Origin of the sequence: Paludisphaera sp. (assembly GCF_037189885.1) — a bacterium.
In the GTDB taxonomy this organism is placed as follows: Bacteria; Planctomycetota; Planctomycetia; order Isosphaerales; family Isosphaeraceae; genus Paludisphaera.
The window spans coordinates 33208-51450 of the sequence record NZ_JBBCIR010000017.1; the positions used below are offsets into that span (position 1 = coordinate 33208).

An 18243-nucleotide genomic window follows, 5' to 3' on the forward strand; every position below is an offset into this window, starting at 1 on the left:
GCGTCATCTCCGTGCGTTCGCCGGCGTCCGGCCATTATGCCCCCCGGGCCCCCCGTCAGTCCAGCCAGCCCAGCTCGCTGGCGGTGAGCGGGTCGACGCTCAGGTCGGAGAGGCGCTCGGATTCCAGCCGCATGACGTCGGAATGGGTGACGCCGCCGCGGAAGTGGGAGAGGGGCCAGCCGTACTTGTCCTGGGCGCCGAACAGGTGCAATACCTCGTGGGCCATGACGGCCGCGCGGGGCGCGGGGGGGCGGATCAGGGGCTCCGTGAAGTTGGCCTGGCGGGCGTGGCAGAAGGCCAGGCTGATCCCCTCCAGGTCGGTATGATCCAGCGGGACCGCGTAGGACCGGCCGGCCAGCCGCAGGTGGAGCAGCCAGGCGACCGTCGCCCCCGGCAGCCGCGCGGCGACCTCCTGCACGAAGTCGACCGCGTCGCGGAAGCCCAGCGCGGCCGCCGCGCGACTCATCAGGGTGATCGCCCGGACCCCCATGTTGGCCTCGAACAGCCCGACCTCGCCGCCGCTCTGGGCCACCAGGATGTCGACCTCCTCGGCCGTCTCGCCCTCGACGGCGAAGTAGACGTCGGCGATCCCCACCCCCGCCTCGACGCCGTAACGCCCGGCCTCCTCCTCCATCCACCTCGCGGCGCGTCCGAGCGAGGCGAGATGCCGGGCGACCTCCGCGTCGCTCCAACCCCGGCCGTCCGCCCCGACGAACAGCGACACCAGGACCACCCGCCCCCGCAACGGCGGGCAGGGGGTGCGCCTCCAGGGCATCCCCGGTCGGTCCGGCGTCCGGTCCTCGTCGCGGAACGGGCCGACGTACCGCGAATGGCGAGGGTTGTCCGGGTTGGCCTCGGTCCGCTCGAAGGGAAGCTCGACGATCCCCGCGGGAGGGTTCTCGATCGGCGTCCTCGATCGTCGGGCGTTCGCGGCGACACGGGCGGCTCGACGCAACCGCTCGATCGCGACGATGATCGACGCGATGATCGCCACGACCAGCGCGCCGAGGAGGAGGAACACGGGGTCGGGTCGGACCGTCGGCATGAGGCGTCTCGATGCGTGGAGGGGAGGGCCGGCGGCGGCAAATCGCCATTCGAAGAATCGGACGGATGCGGTATCTATCTTCCGGGTTCACGTCGCGAGGTCCAGGAGGGACGCCGGATCATGCACGTTTGGAAGCGGGGCGGATGGGCGGTGATGCTGACGCTGGCGATGGCCGGCTGTCGAGAATCCACGCCCGTCGAAAACCTGCCGGGCGTCCGCCAGGCCCTGGACGCGGCCGGGATGCGGCTCGCCGGGATCAAGTCCGAGCGCGAGCTGACCGCCGTCGTCACCCGCGAATCGGCCCTGCTGGACCTCCTCACGCCCGAGGAGCGCGAGGCCCTGGGCCGCAACGCCCTGAGGTTCCGCGCCCCGGCCCCGGTGGTCGTCGCGGTGGCCGCCCCCCCCGGCGCCGAGCCGTTCTGGCTGGACGACCAGGGCTTCCGGACCTCGGGCGAGACGATCCGGGTCGACGGCCGGCCGTGGCCGATCCACCGTCGCCGCTTCCCGGCCGGCTGGATCGGCCTGGGGGTCAACGGCCTGGACCGCTCGCGCGACGAGCATTACGTCGCCTTCGTCCGCCCCGGCCCCGGCTCGCCCGTCGCCCCGGAGGAGTTGGAGCTTCGGCCCGACCCGGACGCCTCGTGGACCGTGGGGGTCGCCGCCGAAGGGGCGAGCGCCGCCAGCGACGCGCATCGGGCGATCACCGGCCTCCCCTCCGCGCTGGAGGGCGCCATCCTCCTCCAGCCGGCCCGCGACCGTCGCCACATGGCCGCGATGGCGACCGGCCGCGTCTGGAAGACGCACTCCCCCTCCTCCGAGCGCCCCGACCAGACCCTCATCAGCCTGGGGGCCGACCCCACGAGCCAGTTGGTCTTCAGCTGGCGGACGACCCCCTGGGCGACGGGGAGCGTCGTGCGGATCGCCCCGGCGCGATACCTGACGCCCGAGGAAGGCCCCGTCTCCCCCGACGACCTGGTCGGCCTGCGCGAGTACCACGGCTCCGCCGAGCCCATCCGCTCGCCCGGCCTGCTGAACGACCCGGTCACCCTGCGGCATGCCGTGGCGGTCGACGGGCTGGAGCCCGACACCACCTACTATTACGCCGTGGGCGACGGCACCCCCCGGCGATGGGGACCGTGGCGGACCGTGAAGACGGCCTCCGCCCGGCCGAAGCGGCTGGAGTTCCTCTTCCTCGGCGACGCCCAGACCGGGCTGGAGCGCTGGGGCGCCCTGCTCTCCTCCGCCTTCCGACGCCACCCCGGCATGGACGCCGTCCTCATCGCCGGCGACCTCGTCGACCGCGGCAACGAGCGGACCAACTGGGACCACTTCCTTCTCCGCGCCGCGCCGGTGTTCGACCGCGTCCCGGTCATGCCGGCGGCGGGGAACCACGAGTACCTCGACCGCGGGCCCTGGCTCTATCGCTCGACGTTCCGCCTGCCCGCCAACGGCCCGGAAGGGGTCGATCCGGGGCTGGTCTACAGCTTCCGATACGGCGAGGCGTTCTTCGCCGTGCTCGACAGCACCTCCGCCGTCATGAGCGACGAGGAGGCGGCGAGGCAGGCCGAATGGCTCGACCGCGCCCTCGCCTCGGCGCGGGAAGACTGGAAGTTCGTGATGTTCCACCATCCGATCTACCCGTCCCACCCCACCCGAGACAACCCCCGGATCCGCGAGCACTGGGTGCCGGTGTTCGACCGCCACGGCGTCGACATGGTCCTACAAGGCCACGACCACGCCTACCTGCGCACGCCGCCTATGAAGGCCCATGAGCGTGTCTCCTCCCCGGCCGAGGGGACCACCTACGTCGTCGCCGTCTCGGGGGACAAGTTCGTCCACGACCAGCCGAGCCGCGATTACATCGAGGTCGGTCGGACCGAGCTCTCGACCTACCAGACGATCGAGATCGACGAGGCGACCCGCCGGCTGACCTATCGCTCCTGGACCACCGACGGCGAGGTCGTCGACTCCTTCACCATCCAGAAGCCCGTCGACGACCCCGGCCAGGTCATCGCCGAACGCCCCATGGACGACCCCGCCGAGCGCCGCTGAGTCGGCGGCATCGGCTTCGTTCGCGCCGGGCCTCCGCGCCCGGCCCGCCTTGAAACGACAAACACGGTGACGTCGCGGCAAATCAACCCGGCTTCGCCCGCCGAACTCGAATGCATTTTCATGACATCTTGATCCGGCCTTGCGGCGAGGCGCGACCGGCGTGATATGATGGGCCAAACTCCGCCCACGGTTCTCACGCGACCACCCGCATGGCGACCGACCGCGACACCGCGGGATCCCCACGAGCCGGCTCCGATGCCGGCGCGCGGGCCTTCGTGTGGTCGGCCTGGGGAGCCCTGGTGATCATGGCGCTCTGGTACGTGGCCCGGTTCGGGGCCGACGTGCCGCGATGGGACGACTACGCCGTCGTCCCGCAGCTCTGCGGCCGGGCGCCGATCAGCGCCTCGTGGCTCTGGTCGCAGCACAGCGAGCACCGGATCCCCATCCCCCGGCTCGTGCTGCTGGGCGTCTTCGAGCTGGACGGGGCCGACCCCCGGCCGGTGATGGCGCTGATCGTCGCGACCCTCGCCGCGGGGGCGGCGGCGCTCCTGATCGCGGCCGCCCGCGCCCCCGGCGGGGCGCGGCGCGCCGACGCCTTCCTCCCCATCGCCCTGCTCCACCTGGGCCACCAGCAGAACATGATCTGGGCGATCCAGATCGCCTATGTGCTCCCCGTGGCGTTGCTGTGCGTGGCGGCGGCGGTCGCCTCGGGGGGACGGCCGAGCCCGCTCCGCGCCGCGGGGATGGGGGCTTGCCTGGCCGTCATGCCCCTCTGCAACGCCGGCGGCCTGCTGATGATCCCCGCGCCGATCCTCTGGCTCCTGGCCATGGCCGCGGTCGAATGGCGGTCGGGCGAGCGCGGCCGGGGGGCCTGGAACGTCCTGTGCGCGACGCCGGCCGTCCTGCTGACGGCCTCCTACTTATGGGGCTACCAACCGCCGGCCCACCACGCGCCCCCCGGCGACGCGACGGCCGTCCTCCGGACGACGCTCCAGTTCCTGGCGACGGGCCTGGGGACGGCGGGCGTCGGCCTGTGGCCGTGGTCGGGCCTGGCCGCGGCGGCCTACTTCCTCGGGGCGACGGCCCTCCTGCTGGCGGCGTTGCGCCGAGATCCCGGCGACCGGCCCCGGGTCGGGGGCCTGCTCGCGCTGATGACCTCGGCCGGATTGCTAGCCCTGGCGACCGGTTGGGGACGCTCCGGCGAGGGCACCACCGCCGGGTTGCAACTCCGGTACGCGACGCTCGCCGCGCCCGCGTTGACGCTGGCGTATCTGGCTTTCGCTCTCAGGGGGGGTCGATGGCTCCGGCCCGTCGCGACGACGGCCCTCTTCGCGGCGGGCCTCGCCCTGCTCTGGCCCAACGCCCGGGACGCGATCGACGCCGGCCGGATCGCCGCCGAGCGAGCGGCGGCCTTCGACCACGACCGCGACGCCGGCACCCCGATCTTCCGGCTGTCGAGCCGGCACGCGCCGTTCCTGCACCCGTCCCGGCAGGCGTTCCACGACCTGCTCGAGATGCTCCGCGAGGCGAAGCTCGGCGCGTTCGCGCGGCTGCGGCCCGACCCGGCCTTCCGCGAGGTCCCCGTCGAACTTCGCCCGGCCGACATGCGCCTCGCCCGCTGGCGCGACGGCGAGATCGCGGCCCTGGGGCCCGACCCGTGGGTCGGCTTCGAACTCCCCGCGCCGACGCGGGTCGCCGGCGTGCGGATCCGCTACGACCACCGCAACGACGACGGGGCTCCCGCCCGATTCCGCCTCGCCTGGCGGCCTGACGACCAGTATCGGGCCCCCGAACAGCAGTACGGCGACTGGTACCTACCGACCGGCGATGATCGATCCGTCACCGTCTGGATCGACGGCCCCGTCGCCCGGCTCCGCGTCCAGCCCGACAACCGCCCCTGCCGCTTCCGCGTCCGCGAGTTGACACTCCTGGTCGAGCCCTCGCGAACCGTCGCGTCGGCTCCCGGTCACGGCGAACGCGACCACATCGGACAGTCAGGCCTCGCGTTCGAACCACTCGCCGGCGATGCACGTCCGCAGGAGCGACAGGTCGCCGGGGGCGGGCCGGCGCAGGAGGACGAGGTCGGCGGGCTCGCCCACGGCGAGGCGGGGGGCGGGACGGCCGAGGAGCCGCGCGGGGTTGACGGTGGCGGCGTCGATCAGGGGGCGCGGGAAGCCGCCGACGACCGCGTCCATCGCGCGCAGGCCCGCTTCCAGGCCGAGCAACGATCCGGCCAGGTAAGGCGTGCCTGCCAGGACGATCTTCCCCGAGGGGTCGACGTCCCACGCGCCGTAATTGCCGGGGGGGAGCCCTGCGAGCCAGCCGGCGTCGCTGACGAGGATCGTGCGATCCGGCCCCTTGGCGCGGGCGAGGACGCGGAGCGTCTCCGGGCCCAGGTGGTGGCCGTCGGCGATGAGCGAGGCCGAAAGTCGGTCCTCGGCGGCCTGGATCCAGATCGGGTTGGGGTGGCGGGGAAGCTCCGCGACGATGCCGTTCCCCAGGTGGGTGCTCAGAGTCGCGCCGGCGTCGACGGCCGCGCGGATGGCGTCGGCGTCGGCGGCGGTGTGGCCCAGGGAGACCGCCACGCCCGAGGCGACCGCCTTGCGGATGAACTCGGGGGAGCCGGGGCGTTCGGGGGCGAGGGTCAACAGGACGACCCGGCCGCCGCTCGCCTCCTGGAAGCGTTCGAACAGCGGCCAGTCGGGGTCGCGCATGCACTCGGCGGGGTGGGCGCCGCGATAGCCGGGGAGTCCCGACAGGAACGGCCCCTCCAGGTGGATTCCGGCCACCAGCCGGGCCACGTCCGGGTGGGCGTCGCACGCGGCGGCGAGGGTCCGCAGGCCGCGCAGCGTGTCCTCGACCGGGGCGGTGATGAGCGTCGGGCAGACCTTCCCCGAGCCCAGGTTGCGCTGGGCTCGGATGATGGCGACGGCGCGGTCGACGGTCAGGTCGGGCCCGGAGAACGACCAGCCCCATCGGCCGTTGGTCTGCACGTCCCAGAAGGCCGGCGCGATCAGGGGATCGTCGGGCGCGGCGGGGCCGTCGGCCGGCTCGATCCGGTCGATGACGCCGTCGCGGACCTCGATCGCGATCCGCCCCCCGCCGTCCCAGTCGCGCCCGACGACCATCACGCCGTCACCTTCGGGGGGGCGGGGGCCGTGGGGGCGGCGGTCGCGGCGGGGCCGTCGGCGCGGCCGGCCTCCTTGCGGCGGAGGGCCGCGGCGATGAAGTCGCGGAACAGCGGGTGGGGCTTCGTCGGCTTGGACTGGAACTCGGGGTGGAACTGGACGGCGACGAACCAGGGGTGGTCGACCATCTCCACGATCTCGACGATCTGGCCGTCCGGGCTGGTGCCGGAGGCGATCAGCCCGGCCTCGGCCAGCCGCTCGCGGTAGGCGTTGTTGAACTCGTAGCGGTGGCGATGCCGCTCGGAGACGCGCTCCACGCCGTAGGCCTTGCGGGCCAGGGTGTCGGGGGCCAGGTCGCAGGGCCAGGCGCCCAGCCGCATGGTCGCGCCGCGCTTGGCGACGGCGAGCTGATCCTCCATCAGGGAGATGACCGGGTGGTCGCAGTCCTTCTCGAACTCGGTGCTGTTGGCGTCCTCCAGGCCGAGGACGGCGCGGGCGTGCTCGATCACCGCGGTCTGCATCCCCAGGCAGATGCCGAAGAACGGGATGCCGCGAGACCGGGCGTATCGGACGGCCTCGATCTTCCCCTCGATGCCCCGCATGCCGAAGCCGCCGGGGACGAGGACGCCGTCGACGCCGCCGAGCAGGGCCTCGGCCCCGCGCGTGGAGACCTCCTCGGCCTCGACCCGGACGACCGACACGCGGGCGCGGTGGGGGATGCCGGCGTGGTCGAGCGACTCGTACACCGACTTGTAGGCGTCGCGGTGCTTCATGTACTTGCCGACGACCGCGATGCGCACCTCGTGCTTCGGGTTCAGCAGCCGGTCGACCATCTCGGTCCAGTCGGTCAGGTCGAGCGGCCCGGCCTTCAGGGCCAGCTTCTTGACCAGCAGCGCGTCGAGCCCGCTCTGCACGAGGCTCAGCGGCACCTCATAGATGCTGAACTGGCGGTCGCGCTCCTCGATCACCGCCTTCTTCTCGACGTTGCAGAACAGCGCGATCTTGTCCTTCTCGTCGGTCGGGATGGGGTGCTCGGTGCGGCAGACGAGGATGTCGGGCTGGATGCCGATCTGCCGCAGGGCGCCGACGGAGTGCTGCGTGGGCTTGGTCTTCAGCTCGCCGGCCGCCTTGAGGTAGGGGACGAGCGTCAGGTGGATGTAGACGCAGTTCTCGCGGCCCACGTCGAGCGCGAACTGGCGGATGGCCTCCAGGAACGGCAGGCCCTCGATGTCGCCGACGGTGCCGCCGATCTCCGTGATGACGACGTCCACGTCGTCGGCGGCGAGCTGGTGGATGGCGGCCTTGATCTCGTCGGTGATGTGGGGGATGACCTGCACGGTCTTCCCCTCGTAGTACCGCCCCTCGCGCTCCTTCTGGATGACGGAGAGGTAGATCTTGCCGGTGGTGTAGTTGCAGTCCTTGGTGAGCTTGGCGTTGGTGAACCGCTCGTAGTGGCCCAGGTCCAGGTCGGTCTCGGAGCCGTCGTCCAGGACGTAGACCTCGCCGTGCTGGTACGGGCTCATGGTGCCCGGGTCGACGTTGATGTAGGGGTCGAACTTCTGGAGGCGAACCGTCAGCCCGCGCTGCTCCAAAATCATCGCGATCGAAGCGCAGGTGAGCCCCTTGCCGAGCGAGCTGACCACGCCGCCCGTCACGAAGATATGCTTGGCCATCGCCTAACCTTGGTGGGTGAGCCTGGACCGGGGGACGCCGTCGGGATCCACGGCGGGGGGACGAGCCCGGAGGCCGGGGGATTCCCCCTCGTCCGGCCTCCCTCGTCGCGCGTGTCGTCCGGACGGGCGTCGGGGGTAAAAGCCAAGTATACCGGACGACCGCCCGCCCCGCGAGAGCGGGTGCCCCGGACATGATGACGGCCTTCCCCCCTGGCGGGGGAAGGTGGCCCGAAGGTCCGGATGAGGGGGGGGCGAGCGGCACGACCGTCGGAATTCGACGGGGGCCTTCCGAGGGTCGTCGGCCTGGTCGGGGCCGCGAAATGCGAAACCCCGCGGGCAAGCTCCCCCTCATCTGACCGCTTCGCGGTCTGTCTTCCCCCTCCAGGGGGGGAAGAGCGTTATGATGGCCAACCCGGTCTCCGTAGTGCCCTACCCGCCGCCCCGCTCAATGCCGGAACAGGAACTCCTTGGAGTTGACGAGGACCCAGGCGAGGTCCTCGACGGCGGGGCGGAGTTCCTTGGCGGCCTTCAGGTGGTTGACGGCGGCCTCCAGCTCGGCCGGCGACGGGTCGCGGGAGAAGGCGACGAGGTAGAGCTCCTTGGTGATCTCCTCCGGGGGCTTGCCGCTCTGGGCGAGCGTCGCGACCCGGCCGCCGTCGTTGCGGAGCTTGTTGTTGACCGTCGCCCCGCCGATGAGCTGCAACGCCTGCGACAGGTTCGAGTCGGTCTCGCGCTCGCATTCGCAGGCCAGCTCGCGCGCAGGCCGCCCGAACGTCTTGAGGAACGGGTCGTCCATCTTGCCGTCGGGGATCTGGGTGGCGCGGGCGCCGGGGGGCAGGCCGGGGAAGGCGTTGGGCGACCCGGTGACGTCGCTGATGGCGTCCAGCAGCACCTCGGCCGGGAGCAGCTTCGTCGTCGCGTGCGAGAAGTAGATCGAGTCGTCCGCGTTGAGCGGGTTCGTCGCCGCCGAGAGCTGATACGTCCGGCTCCGCAAGATCGTGCGGATCAATGACTTCAGGTTGTAGTCCTCGGCCACGAACTGGGCCGTCAGGCCGTCCAGCAGCTCGTCGTTGGAGGCGGGGTTGGAGTCGCGGAAGTCGTCCACCGGCTCGACGATCCCCCGGCCCATCAGGTGATACCAGATGCGATTGACCATGCTCTTGCCGAAGACCGGGTTGTCCCCGGCCGTCAGCCACTCCGCCAGCTGGGCGCGACGGTCGGCGTCGGGCCCGCCTTCGATGGCCGGCCCCCCCAGGCCCTTCGGCGGCATCACCGCGCCGGTGCGCGGCTGCTTCACCTCGCCGCCGCCGGCGTTGAAGACGACCTCCTCGCCCGGCAACGCCCCCGGCTTGCGGCCGACCTGGGCGAAGAACGCGGCGAAGTGGTAGTAGTCGTCCTGCGTCCAGCGCTCGAAGGGGTGGTTGTGGCACTTGGCGCACTGGATCCGGACGCCGAGGAACAGTTGCGCGGTGGTCTCGACGGCCGCCTCGGGCTCGCGGCTGATCCGGTAGTAGTTCGTGGCCGGGTCGGAGAACGTGGAGCCGTCGGACGCCAGCAGCTTCCGCACGAACTCGTCCATCGGCATGCCCGATTCCAGGCTGGCGCGGATCCAGCGATGGAAGACGTAGGCCCCCTTGGGCTCGATCAGGCGGCCGTTGGACCGCAGCACGTCGGCGAACTTGAGCGCCCAGAAGTCGTAGAACTCGGGCCGTTCGAGCAGGGCGTCGATCAGCTTCTCCCGGCGGTCGGCCGGGCTGTCCTTCATGAACGCCTCGACCTCCTCGGGCTTCGGCAGCATGCCGACGACGTCCAGGTACGCGCGACGGATGAACTCGGCGTCGGTGCAATCCTCCGAAGGCGCGATCCGCATGTGGTTCAGCTTGGCGAAGACGGTCTCGTCGACCACGTTGCCCTGGGGGACCTCGGCGACCTGGAAGTCGGGGACGTCGATCAGGTGCGTGAGCCGGACGATCGCCACGTGGCTGAGGTAGTGGGCGATGATGGCGACCTCGCCGCGGCCCTTGAACTTGACGAAGCCGTTGGCGTCGACCTCGGCGATGTCCGGGCTGGACGAGTCGTAGTAGCAGATCGAGGTCACGTCCTTCCTGGTCCCGTCGGCCATGGTGAGCAGGACGGCGATCTGCTGCGTCTTCGCGGGGGCGTGGAGGATGCGGGCGCCGGGGACGGCCTCGAGCTTGGCGGCGGCGACGACGTTCGGGTCGTCGTGGGCGCCCTCGGCGATCCAGTCGCGGATGTACTCGAACGCCTTGGTGCCGTGCTTCAGGCGGATGCCCCCCTCGTGCGGGGCCTCGCCGAGCGGCTTGCGGAGGATGACGCTGGCGTCGGCGTCGAGCGTGCTGACGCGGCGCCCGCCCGATTCGCGGCTCAGGGCGACGAAGTCCTCGTCCGGCAGGTAGCCGCGGAGGCTGAGCTTGAGCCCCCCCTTGCCCGTCGGCGTGCCGTGGCAGGCGCCCGAGTTGCAGCCCGCCTGGCTGAGGGCCTGCACCACGTCGTTGCGGAAGCTGACCGGCGAGGGCCCGCCCATCCCCTCCACCCGGACGGTCGTGGACGCCTCCACGCTCCCGCGACGGGCGGTGATCACGGCCAGGCCGTCCCCCGCGGGGGTCACGACGCCCGTCGCCGAGACGGTCGCGACCTCGGGCGAGGCGCTCGACCATTCCAGCGCCCGGGTCAGGTCGCGGGCCGAGCCGTCGGCGTAGGTCGCGCCGACGATCAGCTGGGCGGTGGCGCGACGCCCGCGCAGGACGACCTCGCCCGGCTCGATCGCCACCGAGGCCGGCGCGCCGACCAGGGCGTCGACGGCGTCCTCGGCCCGCGCCCCGGTCGCCAGGATCATCATCATGGCCGCCACGGCCCATCCCCCGCGATGCTCTCGGCGTCCGTTCATGGCGTCTGGTCCTCGGCAGGAGCGGAAAGGGGAGGGAACCGTCCGACGGGGGACGGCGTCCAAGGGGCGGAATCCGGGAGGAGCCGGACGCCCACATTCTACGGCAATTGTTCAACAACCTAGCCGGGAAGCCGGGATTTTACAAGCCGCCCAACCGCCCGAAGGCGGACTTTGCCGGTCGCGAGGCTCGCCTTGCCCGGGAGGGGGGGAACCTTAGAATAAAAACTGGAGTGGATCCGCCGGCCCCGACGGCCGCCCGAGGCGGCGGCGACGGCCGGCCCGCCCGGCCTCGCGAAGCGCCGGGTCTCCCGGAAAGCGTGTGTTAGACTGAAGTCGAAAGTCGCCCGGGTGCGCGGGTTTCCGTGGCGCGAGGGCGCGTCGGCGTTCGGGACGAAGGCCGGCCTCGAGGCTCAAGGAGGGGGCGTGATGAAGGTTCGCGATTGGAGCGGGGCGGCGCGTTACGGTCTACCCGGCCTGATCCTGGGGGCGGCGGTCGCGTGGGCGGGGGGGGCCCGTGCCCCGGAGCTGTCGGCCCAGACGGCGGGCGAGCAGCCCCCGGCGGCCCGGCTGACGCCCCCCCGGGGCGACCGGCCGGCGGGGACGGGGGGGGCCAGCGACATGATCGCCCTGCTGAGCGCCAACCCGCAGGGGACGCCCGGCGCCCAGTTCCTGTTCCTGGTGGACGCGAAGTCGCAGGCCCTGGCCGTCTATCGTTTCGACCCGAACGCCCCGAAGGGGTCGCTGAAGCTGGAGGCCGCCCGCCGGTATGAGTGGGACCTGAAGCTCGACCAGTACAACAACCAGGCGCCCGAGCCCGGCGCCATCGAGGCGTCGCTGAAGGCGGCGCAGCCCGGACGAACCCCGAGGGACCGCTAGGCGGCGCGCGTCGGACGCGGTCCTCGGCACACTTGGATTCGACCCCCCACGGCCCGCGGGCCGATCTGATCGCGAGGACCATGTCCATGGCCGAGTTCTACACGCTTGAAGAAGCCGCCCGCGTGCTGGGGATGAGCCCCGACGAGCTGAAGTCGAAGGCCCAGCAGCACGAGGTCCGCGGGTTCCTGGACGGCGGCAGCTGGCAGTTCCGCAAGGCCGACGTCGAGGAGCTGGCCCGGCGCCACGGCCTGGGGAGCGACGCCGAGCTGCACCTCTCCGACCTGGAGGCGCCCGCCGCCGCCGGGTTCGAGGACCTGGACCTGTCCGAGTTCCAGCTGGGCGTCGCCCCGGCCGACCTGGGCGCCGAGACCGCGCAGTTCGGCGCCACCCCGCCGGACGCCGAGGGGAGCTCCGACCACGACCTGATGATCGACGACCTGTCGGTCCCCCCCAGCCCGGTGACCGGCTCCAGCTCGGTCATCATCGGCATGTCGACCTCGGGCAAGCTCCCCAGCGACTCCGACGTCCGCCTCGTCCCCGACAACGTCCCGGGCGCCAGCGACTCCGACGTCCGCCTGGCCCCCATTAGCCGCGCGCCCAGCGACTCCGACGTGACCCTCGTGAAGGACGACACCTCCGAGCACGGCCTGCTCGGCTCCTCGTCGGGCTCGAGCGTCGGCGCCTCCCCGCTGGTGGGCTCCTCGGCCGAGGTCCCCGCCGCCGGGTCGGTCAGCGACTTCGAGCTGGCCCCCTCCAGCGAGCTGGTCGACGCGCTCCAGCCGGAGTCGGGCAGCGACTTCGAGCTGAGCGCCCTGGACGGCAGCGACGAGTTCGAATCGGTCCCGCTGAAGCCCGGCGACTCGGACGTGACCGCCGCCGACCCCAACCTCTCGGGCATCAACCTCTCCCGCCCCAGCGACTCCGGCATCAACCTGATGGGCGCCTTCGGCGGCGGCGAGTCGATCGAGCTGGCGCCGCTGAGCGACGACGCCGTCCCCACCGGCAAGGCCCCCGCCGCCTCCCCGGCCAAGCCCTCCCCGGCCCTCTCCGCCACCCCGCCGCCCGCCGTCGGCCGGGGCGAGAAGGACATCTTCGACGACACCGACTTCGAGGTCGACGCCGCGTTCGACGACGACTCGGACGACAAGACCGTCCAGCTCACCCCCGGCAGCGACTTCGACCTCGACGACAGCGACAGCGCGTCGGAGGTCTTCGCGATCGACGAGGAGGACGTCGACATCAATGCCGCCACGGCCATGGCCCCGGCCAGCCTGGGCGACGACGACGACGAGGAGGACGACGGCTTCGACGACGCCGTCTCCAGCGAGATGGCCGACGCCTGGGCCTCCGACGACTCCCCCAGCGCCGTCTCCGCCAGCCCCGGCGTGGTCATCTCCCGCGAGCCGGCCGCCGACTGGGACGGCCTCTCGGTGGGCCTCCTGGCGTTCGCCAGCATCTTCGTCCTGCTCTCCTCGTTCCTGGCCTACGACCTGGTCCAGAACCTGTACAACTTCCACGAGACGGGCGTCGCCTCCGGCCTGGTCAAGTCGATCTCCGGCATGGTCTTCGGCTGATCCCCCCCGTCCCCCGGCCGGTCGGGCTTGCCCGTTCGGCCGGGATCCGCTAAGACGGCTTCGCGAACCCCTCGCGCCAACTCCGAGACCCGCCCCGGGCGAGCCGACGCTCGCGGGGCCGGGTCCTCTCGCGTCGCGCCTCGTCGTGCCCGACGCGACGGCGGGCCGGGGTCGCTCCCGGAGGGAATCGGGACGCATGAACCGCGCGCCGCGCCATAGAGCCTGGACGGTCCTCGCCCTGGCCTGCGCCGCGGCCGGGCCGGGGTGCAACCAGTTCGGCTCCCGCCAACGGCTGGAGGAGGGCCGCCGGACCATCCAGGCGCTGCGCTCGGAGAACGACCGCCTCAAGGACCAGCTCCTGACGCTCCGCAACGAGAACCAGGACCTCTCCGAGCGCGCCGTCGACGACGCCCGCCGGGTCGCCGCACTGGCCGAGACGGTCGAGCACTACCGGAGCAGCATCCACGCCTACCAGGCCGAGCGCGACGAGCTGAAGGACTCCTTCCGGACCCTGCGCGACAGCCTCCCGTCCGCCGTCCGATCCGCCCTGGCCGACTCCGACCGCCGCGTCGTCCTCGACGACCGCGAGCCCGCCGAGACGCCCCCCGAGCCCGCCCCGGCCGTCCGCGCCGAGCGCCGGAAGCCCGTCCCGACCGAGCACGACGCCCCTCCGCCCCCCTCCGACGGATGGTCCCCCGCGCGATGATCGCCTCGGGGACCGTCGCTCATTTCGCTGCGCGAATCTTCCTCCCGTCGCTCGCCCGGTAACGCGGCAGCCCCAACACCCTTTCCGTCGGAACGGCCCAGAGGCGCTTCGGCGTGGCGGCGATCAGACGGCCGCGCCGGCCGGCCCAGTGGAGCGAGCGGATCTCGTCCGGATCCTCGTCCTCGAACAGCGCGGGCTCGATGCGGAGGTAGACGCCCTCGTCGGGGAAATAGAGCTTCCCCAGGTCGCCGAGCTTGTTGTCCCCTTCCATGAGCAAGACGGCCCCTTCGGGCCCCGGCGACACGGCCATGACATTGGCGAGCCGGGGCAGGTGACGGACCGGGGACTGACCGCGACGGACGGCGTGCGGCTCTCGTTTCGAGAGGAAGAAGAAGCCGTCGGGGCCGTAGGGCGTCACGGGGGATTCGTCGCTGAAAGTCCAACTCGCCTTGAGGTCGAACGTCCGCGCGAGACGCCCGTCGCGAAGCTCGTAGCCGTCGCCGTCCCAGATGAGGACATCGGCCCCGTCGTTGAGTTGCACGACGCCGAAGCCCGGGAATTGCTCGGCGCTCGGGGGGAGATCGTCGACCGGGACGAGGCGTCCGTCCTGTTCCCACAGGACGTAGGCGGGCAGGAGGGTTTTCGCGGGGTACGCCACCTTGGCGCCCAGGACGGCGACGACCCGCTCGCCCAGGAATCCCGCCCAGGCGACGCCATTCTCGCGTTCATCCGGAGGGAGGAGGACCGCCTTTTCGCCGTCAGGCCGATCGCCCACGCGCGCTCGGTAAAGATAGGGACGGTCGCTCGTCATCGAGGCCGTCGCCCATCGCCCCCGCCGCGAGCGGGAGGCCTTCCGGGCGTACTCATGAGCGATGACGAACCGAGGGGGCCATTCGCCCAGGTCCGCGAAGGCGGTGCGGCAGTCCTTCGGGAAGCCGATGCCGTGCGCGAACGCGACCACGGGATCGGAGCGGCCGACGCACTCCAGGTACACGCCCTCGGGCGACTGGACCTCCTCCAGGTCCGCGCGACGCCCCTCGGCCGGGGGCATGATGGTCGCCATCCCCGGCACTGGCAGGTCCGTCCCCTCCCAGTAGGCCAACCCGCGATCGGCCGCGTGCTTCAAGACCAGGATCAGCCCGCGGAACAGGCGGCGATCCGGCGTCGCGTAGCCCCGAACTTTCCGCTCGACCCAGGCCAGGAGCCCCGGCACATGCTCGGCGGGGACGAAGCAACCCGGGCTATAGTTCGATTCGATCTCGGTCGGGAACTTCCCCCGGAGCGCCGGGTAGGCCGCGACAACATCGGCGAACAGCGACTCCGGGTCGCCCAGGAACTCCCGGGGCACGCTGGCCGCGACGCCCTCGGCCTGGTTCGGCCAGAGCGACAGGCAGAAGCCCCGCTCGTAGTGGTGGGGCAGCTCCGCGGCGCAATGGGCTATCGCCAGTTGGCAGACGAAGTTCGCGGCCGTCTCGGGAGACTCCTCGCCGCGTCCCGTCGCGACCAGGGCCGCCCGGACCTTCGCGTAAAGCTCGGCGGAGTCGGGGGCGTCGTCGAACGGAGGCCGATCCCCGGCGCGGCCGAGCAGCGCGGGGACGAAACGATCGCGTATCATCCGTTCGTCGACGACGTGCAGCGTGCAATCGTAGCCCATGCTCGTCCCCCCGCGCCCGGCGGCTGGACCCATGACGCCCCGTGACGGAGGCCGCCGCGGTGGAGCATAACCGTCGCGCGGCCGGGGATCGAGCCGGTCGTCGTCGGCGTCCCGGCCGCGCCACGCCCCTTGACGCCCCTTCGGATCGGGCCGGATAATCCGACCTGAGTCCGAAGCCTCCCCGACGCCGTCCCCGGGCCCCGATGATCCCCATCCCCCTGCTGCTCGCCCTGCTCTTGGCCTTCGGGATCGACGCCCCCGCCGGGCCGCCTCGCGACGCGACCGGGGCGCTGGCGTGGATCGCCGCCGCGATGGGGGGGGTCGCCGCGTCCGCCTTCGCGCTGGGCCTCTGGACCGCGTGGAAGGTGCGGCGGAAGGGGTTCGCCACGTCCCGGACGCGACGGGCCTTCGGGATCGGCTCTCGGCTGATCGCGCTGGCGACGCTGGTCGCCTTCGGCTGGATCGTCCACGGCTCGGGATGGCCGGCGATCGTGCTCGATGCGTGGGGGTGGCGCGGGTCGATCCTGGTCGACGACGCGCTGATGCTCGCGCCCTTCCTCGCGATGCAACTGCTCGCCTGGTGGGGGCTGTTTTACGGCGAGCGCGCCGTGATGGGCCTGCCGGCCTCGCACGCCGGCCGTCGCGTGGCGCGCCATCTCTATCTGAAGGAGCGGCAGTCGATCGCGCTGGTGCTCCCCGTCGTGCTGATCTTCGTCGTCCGCAACGACGTGATCGACCGCCTCTGGCCGGCGTGGCGATACCACCCCTGGGCGGAGCCCCTGGAGTTGGCGGCGCTGGGGTCGCTGGTGCTGGCGGTCTCGCCGCTGTTCATCCGGCTGGCGTGGCCGACGCGGTCGCTCGCCGACGGCCCGCTCCGGCACCGCCTGGAGGCGATCGCCGGGCGATCGGGGTTCCGCTGCTCGGACATCCGGGTCTGGGACACCGACCACATGATGGTCAACGCCTGCGTCACGGGGGTCCTGCCCCGGTTCCGCTACGTCCTGCTCTCCGACGCCCTGATCGACGGCATGACCCCCTCGGAGATCGCCGCGGTGTTCGGGCACGAGATCGGCCACGTCGCGCACCGGCACCTGCCGTACTTCCTGTTCTTCCTCATGGGCGTCATGATGCTGGTGACGGCGGCCTCGGACGCCTTCGTCGGCCTGGAGGACTGGGTCGCCGGCCTGACGACCGTGGACCCGACGAGCCCCGCCGCCCTGCGCGACGCGGCCGAGGGCCTGGCCCTCGTGGCGGCGATCGGGGTGCTGTTCTGGACCGTCTTCGGCGCGCTGTCGCGGCGGTTCGAGCGCCAGGCCGACGTCTACGGCTGCAAGGCCGTGTCGTGCGGGTCGCCCGACTGCCCCCCCCACTTCGACTACGAAGGCGCCGCCGGCGACGAGCCCCGCCGGCCGATCGCGGCGGTCTGCCCGGTGGGCGTCCGTATCTTCGCCGACGCCCTGGCCGCCGTGGCCCGGCTCAACGGCATCCCGGCCGACGCCCGGTCGTGGCGCCACGGCAGCATCGCCTCGCGGATCAAGTTCCTCGCCGACCTCGCCGAGTCCCCCGCCCGCGAGCCCGCCTTCCAGCGCCAGGTGCGCCGGTTCCGCCTGGGCCTCGCCGCCGGCATGGTCGCCGCCCTGGGCCTCGCCGGCGCGGCGTCGTGGATCGGGGCGATGGGGTGAATTCCTCCTCGGATCGTCATGACCATTCGACGATCCGGGACGGCGAATTCGTCCCCTCTCCCGCCGGGAGAGGGCAGCCGCGCCAGCGGCGGGTGAGGGTCGTCGGATTTCGGAAGGCATGTCGGCGCATGGAGCGAGCACGCCGATGCCAGGCGTCCATCTCTTCTCGCGAATAGGTCCCCACGGTTCGCCGACGATCGCGTCCGCGGGATTCTCGGGGCGAACGGTCTTCCCCCTGGAAGGGGAAGACAGGCCGCGAAGCGGTCAGATGAGGGGGAGCTTGCCCCAGGAGCCTAGGAGTTCGGGATTCCCATGCACGCCAACGGTCTCGGAAGGCTCCTTCAAACTCCAACAGCCGTCTCGCTCGTCCCCCCCTCATCCGGCCCTTCGGGCCACCTTCCCCCTCCAGGGGGGAAGGCCGTTGAAATGCCCGACCCGAAAGCCGCCTTCGCGCCCGCCCGATCACGTCGGCATCCCGGATTCGATCTCATGGATCATCCGCCAGAGCCTATCGACCTCCCCCCGCTCGATGACCTCAAGTGGCTTGAGGCCCGAGAACGCCGGATTCGGGGTGCCGAGCCAGGGGCCGATCGCCTCTGGACGCACCACTCGCGCCAACGCCCGTTGCAGCCGCTGGAGTCGCGACGCCGGTGGGGCTTTCCTCCCCTCCCACGAGGTGATGGTCCGCTCGGACAGCCCCGCGAACCTCGCGAAATCCTTCCGAGGCAGGCCGAGCCCCTCCCGGATCGACCGGACATCCGGGGCTACGGCCCGAGGCTGCCTGGTCTTCCGGCTCATGTCGCTACTCCTCCGCCCCATTCTCCCCGCCAGACGCCTTGGTCAAGGAGTTTTGCATGCAAATCTACACTGGCCCTCTCCGCGCTCGTCCCGCGAAGCCGGTTTCTTGAGTCGGCTTTGAGCGATGGGGGAGTTCTGGTATAAGGT

General features: G+C 71.9%; 13 protein-coding genes. 5 read left to right on the top strand and 8 right to left on the bottom strand.

The window, feature by feature from the left end; all coding sequences use genetic code 11:
• Positions 1 to 55: 55 nt before the first annotated feature.
• Positions 56 to 1045 (bottom strand): hypothetical protein, encoded by a 990-nt coding sequence (locus WG209_RS07210; RefSeq protein ID WP_337174347.1) that lies wholly within the window; start codon positions 1043 to 1045, stop codon positions 56 to 58.
• A gap of 120 nt (positions 1046 to 1165) precedes the next feature.
• On the opposite strand from WG209_RS07210, the gene WG209_RS07215 reads away from it, so the two are divergent.
• Positions 1166 to 3097, top strand: coding sequence for a metallophosphoesterase family protein (locus WG209_RS07215; RefSeq protein ID WP_337174348.1), 1932 nt, complete (start codon positions 1166 to 1168; stop codon positions 3095 to 3097).
• A 358-nt stretch (positions 3098 to 3455) separates the two neighbouring features.
• Here the strand turns inward: WG209_RS07215 and WG209_RS07220 are convergent, their stop codons facing one another.
• The 5 genes from WG209_RS07220 to WG209_RS07240 all read right to left on the bottom strand — a co-directional run bounded on the left by WG209_RS07220 (position 3456) and on the right by WG209_RS07240 (position 10806).
• Positions 3456 to 3737, bottom strand: a complete 282-nt coding sequence (locus WG209_RS07220) for a hypothetical protein (RefSeq protein ID WP_337174349.1) — start codon at positions 3735 to 3737, stop codon at positions 3456 to 3458.
• Between the two features lie 21 nt (positions 3738 to 3758).
• The gene (locus WG209_RS07225) at positions 3759 to 3926 is read right to left on the bottom strand and encodes a hypothetical protein (RefSeq protein WP_337174350.1); all 168 of its coding nucleotides are present in this window, start codon (positions 3924 to 3926) and stop codon (positions 3759 to 3761) included.
• Positions 3927 to 5091: 1165 nt separating this feature from the next.
• Entirely contained in the window at positions 5092 to 6225 is a 1134-nt protein-coding gene (locus WG209_RS07230) for an amidohydrolase family protein (RefSeq protein WP_337174389.1), read from the bottom strand.
• A complete protein-coding gene (locus tag WG209_RS07235; protein WP_337174351.1) occupies positions 6225 to 7898 on the bottom strand; it encodes a CTP synthase in 1674 nt (557 codons plus the stop codon). Before WG209_RS07235 ends, WG209_RS07230 begins: the two co-directional genes overlap by 1 nt.
• Before the next feature lie 445 nt (positions 7899 to 8343).
• Positions 8344 to 10806: a DUF1549 domain-containing protein gene (locus WG209_RS07240; RefSeq protein WP_337174352.1), complete on the bottom strand. Its 2463-nt coding sequence runs from the start codon at positions 10804 to 10806 to the stop codon at positions 8344 to 8346.
• Positions 10807 to 11232: 426 nt separating this feature from the next.
• Between WG209_RS07240 and WG209_RS07245 the strand changes: the two genes are divergently transcribed.
• The 3 genes from WG209_RS07245 to WG209_RS07255 all read left to right on the top strand — a co-directional run bounded on the left by WG209_RS07245 (position 11233) and on the right by WG209_RS07255 (position 13962).
• The gene (locus WG209_RS07245; RefSeq protein ID WP_337174353.1) at positions 11233 to 11682 is read left to right on the top strand and encodes a hypothetical protein; all 450 of its coding nucleotides are present in this window, start codon (positions 11233 to 11235) and stop codon (positions 11680 to 11682) included.
• 86 nt (positions 11683 to 11768) lie between these two features.
• Complete coding sequence (locus WG209_RS07250; RefSeq protein WP_337174354.1) at positions 11769 to 13256, top strand: helix-turn-helix domain-containing protein; 1488 nt, start codon at positions 11769 to 11771, stop codon at positions 13254 to 13256.
• Positions 13257 to 13452: 196 nt separating this feature from the next.
• The gene (locus WG209_RS07255; RefSeq protein ID WP_337174355.1) at positions 13453 to 13962 is read left to right on the top strand and encodes a hypothetical protein; all 510 of its coding nucleotides are present in this window, start codon (positions 13453 to 13455) and stop codon (positions 13960 to 13962) included.
• A 19-nt stretch (positions 13963 to 13981) separates the two neighbouring features.
• Here WG209_RS07255 and WG209_RS07260 read toward each other — a convergent pair whose 3' ends face one another.
• Positions 13982 to 15649: a hypothetical protein gene (locus WG209_RS07260; RefSeq protein ID WP_337174356.1), complete on the bottom strand. Its 1668-nt coding sequence runs from the start codon at positions 15647 to 15649 to the stop codon at positions 13982 to 13984.
• Between the two features lie 170 nt (positions 15650 to 15819).
• Between WG209_RS07260 and WG209_RS07265 the strand changes: the two genes are divergently transcribed.
• On the top strand, positions 15820 to 17298 hold the full coding sequence (locus tag WG209_RS07265; protein WP_337174357.1) for a M48 family metallopeptidase: 1479 nt from the start codon (positions 15820 to 15822) through the stop codon (positions 17296 to 17298).
• 462 nt (positions 17299 to 17760) lie between these two features.
• On the opposite strand, the gene WG209_RS07270 is transcribed toward WG209_RS07265, so the two are convergent.
• Complete coding sequence (locus tag WG209_RS07270) at positions 17761 to 18096, bottom strand: helix-turn-helix transcriptional regulator (RefSeq protein WP_337174358.1); 336 nt, start codon at positions 18094 to 18096, stop codon at positions 17761 to 17763.
• Positions 18097 to 18243: the final 147 nt, after the last annotated feature.